This is a genomic window from Shewanella sp. SM74 (assembly GCF_025653725.1).
In the GTDB taxonomy this organism is placed as follows: domain Bacteria; phylum Pseudomonadota; class Gammaproteobacteria; order Enterobacterales; family Shewanellaceae; genus Shewanella; species Shewanella oncorhynchi.
On record NZ_JAKKRZ010000001.1, the window covers coordinates 428,178 to 440,924 of the forward strand.

The 12,747-nt window shown below is 46.5% G+C and carries 8 protein-coding genes; 3 read left to right on the forward strand and 5 right to left on the reverse strand.

The features are described from left to right. Positions 1-13 precede the first annotated feature (13 nt). The gene (locus L5M49_RS01875) at positions 14-2,032 is read left to right on the forward strand and encodes an NADPH-dependent 2,4-dienoyl-CoA reductase (RefSeq protein ID WP_263255065.1); all 2,019 of its coding nucleotides are present in this window, start codon (positions 14-16) and stop codon (positions 2,030-2,032) included. A 306-nt stretch (positions 2,033-2,338) separates the two neighbouring features. On the opposite strand, the gene yfaE is transcribed toward L5M49_RS01875, so the two are convergent. The 5 genes from yfaE to ubiG form a co-directional block, all read right to left on the reverse strand. Then, positions 2,339-2,764 (reverse strand): class I ribonucleotide reductase maintenance protein YfaE, encoded by a 426-nt coding sequence (yfaE, locus tag L5M49_RS01880; RefSeq protein WP_263255073.1) that lies wholly within the window; start codon positions 2,762-2,764, stop codon positions 2,339-2,341. Positions 2,765-2,802: 38 nt separating this feature from the next. Continuing rightward, the gene (gene nrdB / locus L5M49_RS01885; protein ID WP_028759863.1) at positions 2,803-3,933 is read right to left on the reverse strand and encodes a class Ia ribonucleoside-diphosphate reductase subunit beta; all 1,131 of its coding nucleotides are present in this window, start codon (positions 3,931-3,933) and stop codon (positions 2,803-2,805) included. 74 nt (positions 3,934-4,007) lie between these two features. Beyond that, positions 4,008-6,296, reverse strand: coding sequence for a class 1a ribonucleoside-diphosphate reductase subunit alpha (nrdA, locus tag L5M49_RS01890; RefSeq protein ID WP_113940388.1), 2,289 nt, complete (start codon positions 6,294-6,296; stop codon positions 4,008-4,010). Between the two features lie 503 nt (positions 6,297-6,799). Beyond that, positions 6,800-7,471, reverse strand: a complete 672-nt coding sequence (locus L5M49_RS01895) for an HAD family hydrolase (protein ID WP_219250837.1) — start codon at positions 7,469-7,471, stop codon at positions 6,800-6,802. 1 nt (position 7,472) lies between these two features. Further along, positions 7,473-8,183 carry a bifunctional 2-polyprenyl-6-hydroxyphenol methylase/3-demethylubiquinol 3-O-methyltransferase UbiG gene (ubiG, locus tag L5M49_RS01900; protein WP_219250836.1) on the reverse strand — a complete coding sequence of 237 codons (711 nt, stop codon included), beginning with the start codon at positions 8,181-8,183 and terminating at the stop codon, positions 7,473-7,475. A gap of 385 nt (positions 8,184-8,568) precedes the next feature. Here ubiG and gyrA point away from each other — a divergent pair, with 385 nt between their 5' ends. Together gyrA and serC are read left to right on the forward strand one after the other, a co-directional pair. After that, a complete protein-coding gene (gyrA, locus tag L5M49_RS01905; RefSeq protein WP_263255703.1) occupies positions 8,569-11,319 on the forward strand; it encodes a DNA gyrase subunit A in 2,751 nt (916 codons plus the stop codon). 135 nt (positions 11,320-11,454) lie between these two features. Next, complete coding sequence (gene serC, locus L5M49_RS01910) at positions 11,455-12,546, forward strand: 3-phosphoserine/phosphohydroxythreonine transaminase (protein WP_131524063.1); 1,092 nt, start codon at positions 11,455-11,457, stop codon at positions 12,544-12,546. Positions 12,547-12,747 lie beyond the last annotated feature (201 nt).

A 12,747-nucleotide genomic window follows, 5' to 3' on the forward strand; every position in this document is an offset into this window, starting at 1 on the left:
AAAGGATGTTTGAATGTCGTTTCCCCATTTATTAGAACCCTTAGATCTGGGATTTACCCAGCTCAAAAACCGTGTGCTTATGGGCTCAATGCATACAGGTTTGGAAGAAGAAAAGGGCGGATTTGAGAAACTGGCAGCGTTTTATAAAGAACGCGCTCTGGGTGGTGTAGGTTTGATTGTGACGGGTGGTATTTCCCCCAATCTTCGTGGTCGCCTTACGCCCCATGCCTGTCAGCTGAGTTTTCCTTGGCAAGTGGGTAAGCATCGCGTGGTAACGCAGGCGGTGCATGAGGCTGGCGGTAAGATCTGTATGCAAATTTTGCATGCAGGACGTTATGGCTATCATCCTTTTTCCCAAGCACCAAGTAAGATTAAGTCACCCATTACACCCTTTACGCCGTCTGCTATGTCTAGTCGCCAAGTGCGCTCGACCATTAAGGATTACGCCAGTTCGGCCGCCCTTGCCAAGAAAGCGGGTTACGATGGTGTAGAGGTGATGGGCTCTGAAGGATATTTGATTAATCAGTTTGTCAGTGCGCGCACCAACACTCGCACCGATGAATGGGGCGGTGCGTTTGAAAAACGGGCGCAATTCCCGATTGAGATTGTTAACGCGATACGGGCAAAAGTCGGTAAAGACTTCATTATTATCTTCCGTTTATCTATGCTCGATCTGGTGGATAACGGTTCGACTTGGGATGAAGTGGTGCAACTGGCGCAGTGGTTAGAGCAAGCTGGCGTGTCCATTCTAAATACGGGCATTGGTTGGCATGAAGCGCGAGTACCGACCATTGCGACAAGCGTGCCCCGTGGCGCCTTTGCGTGGGTGACGGAAAAGCTCAAACAATCTGTTTCCGTTCCCTTAATTGCGACTAACCGCATTAACACCCCTGAGATTGGTGAGCAGATTATCGCCTCTGGTCAAGCTGACATGGTGTCGATGGCGCGGCCTTTCCTTGCTGATCCTGAGTTTGTGAATAAAGCTGCGGCGAACACGCCGGAGCTTATCAACACCTGCATTGGCTGTAACCAAGCTTGTCTTGATCATACTTTTTCCCTCAAGCGCGCAACCTGCTTAGTGAATCCTCGCGCCTGTTATGAGACTGAAATCAACTTCTTACTCACAGCCAATAAAAAGCGTATTGCGGTGATGGGTGCAGGTCCTGCGGGCATGGCGTTTTCTGTTTATGCCGCCATGCGTGGCCATGACGTTGTCTTGTTTGAAGCGAAATCTGAGGTGGGTGGTCAGTTTAATCTCGCCCGTAAAATCCCAGGGAAAGAAGAGTTTAACGAGACTATTCGTTATTTCATTAACCAAATTAAGTTGCATAAGGTGGAGCTGAGATTAAATACTCGCCTCGATGCCAGTGTGCTGGCGACCGAAAAGTTTGATGAAGTGGTAATCGCCTCAGGCGTTGTGCCGCGTGGTTTAGTCTTACCCGGTTTTGACGACCCACGGGTGGTCGATTATCAAAAAGTGCTCTCGGGTGAAGTGACTGTCGGTAATACGGTGGCCTTGATTGGCGCCGGCGGTATAGGGTTCGATATGGCGCACTTTTTGTGTGAGCGCCAGTCGAGCACCTTGAACCCCGATAAATGGCTACAACAGTGGGGCATAGATAAAACTTACCAGCATGCGGGCGGCCTAACTGAACCTCATTCCGACAATACTGATCATCGTAAGGTGTTTTTACTGCAACGTAAAACGTCGAAGATGGGCAAAGGCTTAGGCAAAACAACAGGCTGGATCCACCGTCTTGTGCTTAAGCAACATGATGTGAAGATGAAAACGGGCGTGAGTTACGACAAGTTTGATGATGCAGGACTGCATATTCGCGTGGGTGAAACCGCTGAAGTGCTGGCCGTTGATAATGTCGTTTTGTGTGCTGGGCAAGAATCGAATCGCACGTTAGTAGATGAGATGAAAGCAACGGGCCTGCCTGTGCATCTGATTGGTGGCGTAGATGTCGCGGCAGAGCTTGATGCTAAGCGTGCAATCCGCCAAGGCGCTGAACTGGCAATGCGTTTATAGAAAGTCGATAAGCCTTACGTTTTAAGCGTTAAGTATTCAATGTTAGATCCTGAAAGCCTGAACTTGTGTTCAGGCTTTTTTGTTTTAGTTTATTTGTGTGAATGCATTGAAAATAGAGAGAAGGGAAAATAGTGGGTTTTAAAACGTTTGGTATCTAATGGCGCGGATTGAATAAGGCAGTATTGAAAGGGGCTGTTTGTCTTAAAGCTACTCTTTGTTTAAAAGCTCATTTTTGTTTTAAAGCGATTTTGGGTTTTAACGCCACATCTTGTTTAAAGCAGCTTATTGAACAATCGAGTCTCACCGTTATGAGTCTTCAAACACTGCCTGTTTCTGCGTGCGTGTGTCACTTGCTACATTTTGTGTTTGCTTTGGCTTAGCCAAACTGGCTTTATTCTGATGAGATTGACACGCATAGCTGACCACAGCTGCACCTTCAGGTGACAAGTCCAGCTCTAAATCTTCGGTTGGCACACAGCAACAGGGCAAACATTCATCATGTTTAAGTTCGGCTAAGGGTTCGTTTAAGTAGCTGACTTTTCCGCTGATGACGCGTGTTTTGCAGGCGCCGCAGAAACCGTTGCGACATTCTGAGAAGATTTTAACTTTTTTAGCTTCGAGCGCTTGCAGCAAGGTGCCTTGTTGCTCGGTAAAGAGCAACACAGGCTGGCCTTGAAGGCGCACGATTGGCGCTTTCGCAAACAGGTTTTGTGGCCGTTTTTTTGATGTCACTGTTTTAATGCCATTTTGTAACGTCACTTTTAAGTGTCTTATAGATCGAAGTCGAGGAACTCATCACCATCAACCGCGGAGTCGATTTGGCCGACAAGGTATGAAGAGACTTCAACTTCCTGTGGTGCAACTTGCACTGCATCGCTTTCTAACCAGTTTTTCATCCAAGGTAATGGATTGGTTATTTCTGGGTATGGTTGCGGTAGATTCACCGACTTCATGCGTTGATTAGTAATAAACTCAACGTATTGGCACAGGATCTGTTCATTCAAACCTATCATAGAGCCGTCTTTGAACAGGTATTTGGCCCATTCTTTTTCTTGCTCTGCGGCTTTGAAGAATAAATCGAAAGCTTCCTGTTGGCATTCTGCAGCAATTTCACCCATTTCTGGATCGTCTTTACCGCCTTGCATGATGCTTAAAATATGCTGAGTGCTGTTTAAGTGTAAGGCTTCATCACGGGCGATTAAGCGAATAATTTTCGCGTTACCTTCCATGAGCTTACGTTCAGCAAAGGCAAATGAGCAGGCAAAGCTAACATAGAAACGAATGGCTTCTAGGGCGTTGACTGACATCATGCACAGGTACAAGGCTTTTTTCAGGGTACGGGTATTGACTATGACTTCTTTGCCATCGATGACATGGGTTCCTGCACCGAGTAAATGGAATATCTGAGTCAGTTGGATCAAATGATCGTAATAAGCGGCGATATCGGTCGCACGGCTTAAGATTTCTTTGTTCACGACGATATCGTCGAAGATCACTGAAGGATCGTTAACGATATTACGAATGATGTGGGTGTATGAGCGCGAGTGAATCGTCTCAGAGAAAGACCAAGTCTCAATCCAAGTTTCTAATTCAGGCAGTGACACCAGCGGCAAAAAGGCCACATTGGGCGAGCGACCTTGAATCGAGTCGAGTAGGGTTTGGTATTTCAGATTCGAAATAAAGATGTGTTTTTCATGATCAGGCAATGCACCGTAGTCAATCTTATCGCGACTGACGTCTACTTCTTCTGGGCGCCAAAAGAAAGATAACTGCTTTTCTATCAGTTTTTCGAACACTTCATATTTTTGTTGATCGTAACGAGCCACGTTGACCGATTGACCTAAAAACATAGGTTCACGGGTGGCATCGTTGGGTGTTTGACAGAAGGTAGAGTAGGCCATGGTGCTATTTTTCCAATGGATAGGGATCCACTAAATAGGGACCCCTATAAAACCGTTAACGTTAAAGTTAAAGACTAGATTTTACATGCGCCGCCGGCGCAACCGTCATCTTCTTTCTCTAAATTGGTGATGTCATCGTGTGAATCCGACGCACCATCGCGAGTGTTATGGTAGTAAAGCGTTTTAACACCTAACTTGTAAGCATTGAGCAAATCTTTCAGCAGGGTTTGCATGGGTACTTTACGGCCTTCAAAACGTGAAGGATCGTAGTTAGTGTTAGCCGAAATCGCTTGGTCAACGAATTTCTGCATAATACCCACCAGCTGTAAGTAACCGTCGTTGCTTGGCATTTTCCACAGCAATTCATAGCTATCTTTCAGTGTATCGAAATCAGGTACCACTTGTTTTAGCTGACCGTCTTTGCTCGATTTCACGCTGATAAGTCCACGTGGTGGCTCAATACCATTGGTCGCATTGGAGATTTGCGACGAGGTTTCTGATGGCATTAATGCCGACAGCGTTGAGTTACGCAGGCCATATTGCTTGATATCGCTACGCAGTGATTCCCAGTCTAAGTGCAATGGTTCAGCACAAATTTTATCTAGGTCACGTTTGTAGGTATCGATTGGCAAAATACCTTGAGAGTAAGTGGTCTCGTGGAATAACGGACACGCACCTTGCTCTTTGGCCAAGTTCATTGAGGCTTTCAGTAAATAGTACTGAATCGCTTCGAAGGTTCTGTGGGTTAAAGCGTTCGCGCTACCATCAGAATACTTCATGCCATTTTTCGCTAAATAGTTAGCGAAGTTGATCACGCCTATACCTAAAGTACGGCGATTCATCGAGGCGATTTGCGCGGCCTTGATAGGGTAATCTTGATAATCCAATAGATTATCCAGTGCGCGTACGGCGAGGTCGGCTAATGGCTCAATATCAGATAACTCTTTGATAGAACCTAAGTTAAGTGCTGACAGCGTACAAAGCGCGATTTCACCTTCAGGATCATCGATGTTGTTCAATGGTTTAGTCGGCAGGGCGATTTCAAGACACAGGTTAGACTGTCTGATCGGCGCGACTTTTGAATCGAACGGGCTGTGAGTGTTGCAGTGATCCACGTTCTGAATGTAGATACGGCCCGTTGAAGCACGCTCTTGCATCATCAGTGAAAACAGCTCAACGGCTTTTATCGTTTTCTTACGAATGTTGCTGTCTTGCTCATATTGCACATATAAACGTTCGAATTCGTTTTGATCTTCAAAGAAAGCATCGTACAAGCCAGGTACGTCAGATGGGCTAAATAAACTGATGTTCTCGCCTTTGATCAGACGTTGATACATGACTTTGTTCAACTGCACACCGTAGTCTAAATGACGGATACGGTTGTCTTCGACGCCGCGGTTATTTTTCAATACCAGCAGAGATTCGACTTCTAAGTGCCAAATAGGGTAGAACAGGGTCGCAGCACCGCCACGCACGCCGCCTTGAGAGCACGACTTCACTGCGGTTTGGAAATACTTATAGAAAGGTAAACAACCTGTGTGGAAGGCTTCACCACCACGGATTGGGCTACCTAAGGCGCGAATACGACCGGCGTTAATACCGATACCCGCACGTTGGCTGACGTATTTCACGATAGACGAAGCGGTCGCGTTGATAGAATCTAAGCTGTCACCACATTCGATCAGTACGCAAGAGCTAAACTGACGCGTTGGGGTGCGCACACCGGCCATAATTGGCGTTGGCAGCGACAGTTTAAAAGTTGATACCGCGTCATAGAAATCTTTAACGTATTTCAGGCGCGTCTCTTTTGGATAACGGGCAAACAAGCAAGCCGCGACCAAAATGTAAAGGAACTGCGCGCTCTCATAGATTTCGTGGGTCACACGGTTTTGAACTAAATATTTGCCTTCAAGCTGTTTTACCGCTGCGTAAGAGAAGTCCATATCGCGCCAATGGTCGATATAGGTATCCATCACATCCAGCTCTTCGCGGGTGTAATCTCTTAAAATGTGTTGGTCGTATTTACCCAGCTCAACCAATTTAGTCACGTGAGCATACAATGCGGGCGGCTCAAACTGACCGAAGGCCTTCTTACGCAAATGAAACACCGCTAAACGGGCAGCGAGGAACTGATAGTCCGGTGATTCTGGAGAAATTAAATCTGCCGCAGCCTTGATAATGGTTTCATGGATAGCTTCGGTTGGGATGCCATCGAAAAACTGTAGGTGCGAGCGAAGTTCAACTTCCGAAACAGAAACGTTTTTTAATCCCTTGGCTGCCCAAGTAATTACGCGGTGTATTTTTTCGAGATCGATATTCTCACGATCGCCACAGCGTTTTGTGACTGTCATAGTGCTATTCATTTGGAGATAGGCCTTGGTTCTTATATGTATTTAGGTGAGCAAAATCACCGTACGTATCCTTGTAAAACAATCAATAATCGTCCCTTAAATACAGCTGACTGGTTAAAAACGAGTCAATTAAGCGGCGAGCTTCTAGTGTGTCTGATTGTTACCTATACACAAGATATGGTGTTTTAAATTATATGGGATACAAGATAGTGAGGTTTGCCCCTATTTGCAAGTCTGAATTCAGGGGACATCTTGTGGATAACGTGAGGATAAACTTTTGCGTTAGTAACGACTAACCTTGAAGCTCAATTTCAGGTTAGCGTGTCACACTCATGGGGGATTTTTAGGCGATCCTTTTCTTTAGATCGCGATCGCTCACGAGTGCCGATCTTTTATCCGCCTGACTTTTTCCGTGGGTCATAAATAGTATGCTGACACACTGATGTCCGTCAGTGAAGTTACGTATTGGATGCCTTATTCGTGAGCATTGTAGGCGCTGTTTTTGGTTGATGTTGTTAAGCCAATGCTTCGATTAGTGCTTGATGTAGCTCAGTTGGGCTCGCAAAATGCGCGTGCGCAGGCCATTGCAACGGCTTGTCGTTCACGCCCAGATAACCCCATAGGGCCACGCCGCCTAACATGCCAGCAGCCTCGGCCGCGAGCAGATCTCGCTCGGCATCCCCAAGATACAAAATGTGCTCTGGAGCACAGTTCAGCTGTTGTGCGCCTAACAGCATTGGTGCAGTGTGGGGTTTTGGGTGTTTTGTAGAATCGCCGCTGATGATAACGGGCATACGCAAGTGTAAATTCAGTTTTCGCAATAAGGGACGGGTAAAGCGGGCAGGCTTGTTGGTGATCACCCCAAACGGCAGCTGAGTTAACTCGAGCCAATCGAGTAATGATGCTATGCCTGTGAATAGCGCACAGTGATCGCCATTTATACGCTGATAGTGGGCGAGCAGTCCTTGCTGTACTTGAGATCGAAGATCTTCTGCCGCATCAGGGATCGCGGCATCGACTAAGGCAAAACTGCCGTGGGATGCGGCGTAGCGCATGGCCGCTAACGGCTGCGCGGCGATGCCGACGTCTTGAAGACTTAAATTGAGGGCCTGCACCAGATCCGGCGCGGTATCGGCTAAGGTGCCATCGAGATCGAACAGTACGCCTTTGATCTGTGCCAGACTCATATTAATCAACCTTACGCGTCGCTATCATGTAATTCACATCAACTTTAGGCGTGTACTTAAAAATGCCCGTCAATGGGTTGTAGCTTATCCCTAAGGCATCGGTACAGATAAGATCGGTATTATCTACTAGCTCAATCAGCTCCGAAGGCTTAATGAATTTTTTATGCTCGTGGGTGCCAACTGGCAGCATTTTTAGCAAATATTCCGCACCTAAAATGGTGTGCACGTAGGATTTAATGTTGCGGTTGATGGTGGAGAAAAACACATGACCACCGGGTTTGACCATGTCACAGCATGCTTTAATCACAGATTGTGGATCGGGTACATGTTCGAGCATTTCCATGCAGGTCACCACATCGTAATAGGCTTGATGATCTTGGCTGTGGGCCTCGGCAGTATTTTTTACATAATTAATGCTCACGCCCGTTTCGAGGGCATGTAGGCGCGCGACTTCTAAGGGCTCATCACCCATATCTAAGCCATCAACCTCGGCGCCGATGCGGGCCATGCTTTCAGACAAAATGCCGCCACCACAGCCGACATCGAGCACTTTCTTGCCGAAAATACCGCCAGCGGTTTGATCGATATAGTTTAAGCGCAGCGGGTTTAATAGATGCAGCGGCTTAAATTCGCCGTTGAGATCCCACCAAGTTTCGGCCATACGTTCAAACTTTGCGATTTCCTGTGGGTCTACATTGGTATTCTGATGCATGCTATTACCTGAAGAAGCTGTATTGTGCGGCTATTATAACGACTATGTTTGATAAACAAAGTGCTCGACTGAGCTAAGCCCTTGTGGTTGAGTGAATTTTCAGCAGTTATCTGCTTTTATGTTAATTGTTGTGCTCCGTATCGACCTTTTACTTTATCCCTTTGACGATTTTTCCTCATCGTAAGCCGTGAATTTCAACGCTTGTTTATCGCACAAACGACCAAATTGACAGTGTTTTCATCTATTAAGCCACCAGACTCTCAATTCGATAATGATAGGTCTGGCGACATTAAATAACTGTGTTAGAATGCCAAATCACGTTTTTGGGCTAGGCAATGATACGGATTATACGTTGTCGGCTATTTTTCAGGGGAACGAGCAGTTTATGACTGATCTGGCATCATCTATTTCGCCAATTAATATCGAAGACGAACTAAAGAATTCGTACCTTGATTACGCCATGAGCGTTATCGTGGGACGTGCATTACCAGACGTGCGCGACGGCTTAAAGCCGGTTCATCGCCGCGTTCTGTTTGCCATGAGTGAATTGAAGAACGATTGGAACAAGCCTTACAAAAAATCTGCCCGTGTGGTTGGTGACGTCATCGGTAAATATCACCCCCATGGTGATTCTGCTGTTTATGACACTATCGTCCGTATGGCCCAGCCATTCTCACTGCGTTACACCTTAGTAGACGGCCAAGGTAACTTCGGTTCGGTCGACGGTGACTCAGCGGCGGCAATGCGTTATACCGAAATCCGTATGGATAAGTTAGCGCACCAATTACTGGCCGATCTTGAAAAAGAGACAGTGGATTTCGTCCCTAACTACGACGGCACAGAACAGATCCCAGCTGTATTACCTACACGCGTACCTAACCTGTTAATTAACGGTTCATCGGGTATTGCCGTGGGTATGGCAACCAACATCCCACCACACAACCTAACGGAAGTAGTGAAAGGCTGTTTGGCATTGATTGAAGAGCCTTCACTGTCGATTGAACAGTTGATGGAATACATTCCAGGTCCGGATTTCCCCACTGCAGCGATTATCAATGGCCGTAAAGGCATTATTGATGCCTATAAAACTGGCCGTGGCCGCGCGATCATGCGTGCTCTGGCAGATGTGGAAACCGAAGATAATGGCCGTGAGCGCATTATCGTCACTGAAATCCCGTATCAAGTGAACAAAGCCCGTTTAATCGAGAAGATTGCCGAGCTGGTTAAAGATAAAAAGCTTGAAGGGATCAGCGGTCTACGCGACGAGTCTGATAAAGACGGTATGCGTATCGTTATCGAAATTAAGCGCGGTGAAGTGGGCGAGGTTGTACTCAATAACCTTTATGCTCAAACGCAAATGCAGTGTTCTTTCGGGATTAACATGGTTGCCTTGACCAATGGTCAGCCTAAACTGTTTAACCTTAAAGAAATGCTCGAATGCTTTATTCTGCATCGTCGTGAAGTGGTGACGCGTCGTACCGTATTTGAACTGCGTAAAGCCCGTGAGCGTGCCCATATTTTGGAAGCGCTGGCGGTTGCACTGGCTAACATTGACCCGATTATTGCACTGATCAAAGCCTCACCCACGCCTGCGGATGCCAAAGTGAAATTGGTTGAGCAAGGTTGGGAATTAGGCCACGTTCAAGGCATGCTGGAAAAAGCGGGCGATGACGCCGCGCGTCCAGAGTGGTTAGAGCCACAATACGGTATTCGTGACGGTCAATACTTCCTGACTGAGCAACAAGCTCAGGCCATTCTGGAACTGCGTTTACACCGTTTGACCGGTCTTGAGCACGATAAGATCATCGCCGAATACGAAGAACTGCTCGAATTTATCGCGGGTCTGCTGTTTATTTTGCGCAGTCCTGAGCGTTTGATGGAAGTGATCAAGGAAGAATTAGTTCAAATCCTTGAAGAATATGGTGATGCGCGCCGTACAGTGATCAATGCCAACGAAGTTGATATGAGTCTTGAAGACTTGATCAACGAAGAAGACGTTGTAGTAACACTGTCGCACTTAGGTTATGCCAAGTATCAACCCTTGACCGATTACCAAGCCCAGCGCCGTGGTGGTAAAGGTAAAGCCGCGACGAAAGTGAAAGATGAAGATTTCGTTGAGAAGCTGTTAGTTGCCAATACCCATGACACCATTTTGTGCTTCTCTGATTTTGGTAAGATGTACTGGCTCAAAGTGTATCAATTGCCATTAGCGAGCCGTACGGCACGCGGTCGTCCAATTGTTAACTTGCTGCCGTTATCCGATGGCGAGCGCATTACTGCGATTCTGCCAGTACGTGAATACGCGGCTGACAAGTACATCATCATGGCGACCTCACACGGTACAGTGAAGAAAACCGCACTGACTGCTTATAGCAACCCACGTGCAAACGGCATTATCGCCGTTAACCTCAAAGACGGTGATCAACTGATCGGTGTCGATATCACTAACGGTGATAACGAAATCATGTTGTTCTCGAACGAAGGTAAAGTGGTTCGCTTTGGTGAGAAAGTACGTGATTCTGAAACAGGCGAAGTGAAAACCGATCCTGAAACCGGCGAAGAAGTCTTGTCCTTACGTCCTATGGGCCGTACTGCAACAGGCGTTCGTGGTATTCGTTTAGAAGAAGGTCAGAAAGTCGTGTCGCTTATCGTACCCAAAGGCGATGGCGCGATTCTGACTGTGACTGAAAACGGTTACGGTAAACGGACGCAACTGTCTGAATATCCTGCGAAGAGCCGTGCGACTAAAGGTGTAGTTTCAATCAAGGTGAGCGAACGTAACGGCGCTGTTGTTGGGGCTGTTCAAGTCGGTCTTAACGACGAACTGATGCTCATCAGTGATAAAGGTACCTTAGTGCGTACACCTGCGAGCGGCGTGTCTATCATTGGCCGTAACACTCAAGGTGTAACGATTATCCGTACTGCGGGCGACGAGAAAGTGGTCGGCCTACAACGTATCGACGAAATCCAAACTGAAGAAGATGAAGTCGAGCTGGATGAAAATGGTTTGCCCATTATTCCTGTCATTATCGAAGGCGAATTAGCCGACGAGGTTCTTGAAGAAGCGCTGGATGACGAGGAAGAGTTGGACGAAGATGAAGATGAGCTTGCCGATGATGAGCAAGACGAAGAGTAATTAAGTGTCATATTAACGAGCGTCCAATTGGACGCTCGTTTTTTTAATGGCATTGATGTTGATAGCATTGTTCGTTATAGAATGGTTTCGTATTTATCAATACCTACATCATGGTTGGGATTAAGGAGAGTGTCAGTGAGCGCGATTTATAATTTCTGTGCTGGACCTGCAATGTTACCCGCAGCGGTAATGAAAAAAGCACAACAGGAATTACTTGATTGGAATGGCCAAGGCGTTTCCGTGATGGAAATCAGCCACCGAAGTAAAGAGTTCATCGCGCTTACACAACAAGCCGAGTCCGATTTACGTGAACTGATGCAGATCCCCACAAATTACCATGTGCTATTTATGCACGGCGGTGGTCGTGGACAGTTCTCCGCTGTTGTGAATAATTTTTTAGGTAATCATGGCCGAGCCCTGTATTTAGTCAGTGGTCAATGGTCATCTGCCGCATTAGCCGAAGCACAAAAGCTCGTGGGTGAAGCGCAGATTGATAGCTTGAATATTGTTGAAAAACACAATGGACTCAATGCGGTTGTCTTGCCTGATTTACATAAAATCGATGCCGATTATCGCTATGTTCACTACTGCCCTAATGAGACAGTAGATGGTATCGAAATTTTTGATGAATTAGACTCACCTTGGCCAATTGTTGCCGATTTATCGTCAACCATTATGTCACGTGAAATCGACGTCAGCCGCTACGGTTTGATTTACGCTGGCGCACAAAAGAACATAGGTCCATCGGGTCTGTCGATAGTGATAGTGCGCGATGACATGTTAAAACTGCCGAGTTTACCGCAGTCGTCCATCATGGACTATCGTTTAGCCGTTGAGCATGACTCTATGTTCAACACACCGCCAACCTTTGCTTGGTATCTCGCCGCTGAAGTCTTTGCTTGGCTTAAGTCCATTGGCGGCATTGCGAGTATTGCAAAAATTAATCAACAAAAAGCGCAGATGTTATATCAATGCATTGATGGTAATGCTTTCTACCGTAATGGGGTTGTTGCAGCGAACCGCTCACAAATGAACGTGACTTTCCAATTAGTCAACGAAGCGCTCGATAGTGAGTTCCTAAAGCAAGCCCAAATAGCTGGACTCGTTGCCTTAAAGGGCCATCGTATCGTAGGGGGTATGCGTGCTAGCCTCTATAATGCAATGCCACTCGATGGTGTAGTTGCTTTGGTCAAGTTTATGAATGAGTTTGCAAACAAGCATAGCTAGGCTTAGCTGTATTGAGTCACTCATTAGCTTGCGACGCTTAGCGTCTAGGCTTTTCTGCCTGAATATCAACGTTATGCTTATTGAATGTTGATCATCAGTTAGCCATCCCAAAAGCGAATGCTCAAATGCATTCGCTTTTTTGTTAGCTTTAATTTATCGACAATGGCGTTAAGCAAGATGACGTTGAGACCAGATGCCTTC

Coding starts and splice junctions, on each gene's coding strand:
- L5M49_RS01875 (WP_263255065.1), top strand. CDS start 14: ATGTCGTTTCCCCATTTATTAGAACCCTTAGATCTGGGATTTACCCAG.
- nrdB (WP_028759863.1), bottom strand. CDS start 3,933: ATGGCCTACTCTACCTTCTGTCAAACACCCAACGATGCCACCCGTGAA.
- nrdA (WP_113940388.1), bottom strand. CDS start 6,296: ATGAATAGCACTATGACAGTCACAAAACGCTGTGGCGATCGTGAGAAT.
- L5M49_RS01895 (WP_219250837.1), bottom strand. CDS start 7,471: ATGAGTCTGGCACAGATCAAAGGCGTACTGTTCGATCTCGATGGCACC.
- ubiG (WP_219250836.1), bottom strand. CDS start 8,183: ATGCATCAGAATACCAATGTAGACCCACAGGAAATCGCAAAGTTTGAA.
- gyrA (WP_263255703.1), top strand. CDS start 8,569: ATGACTGATCTGGCATCATCTATTTCGCCAATTAATATCGAAGACGAA.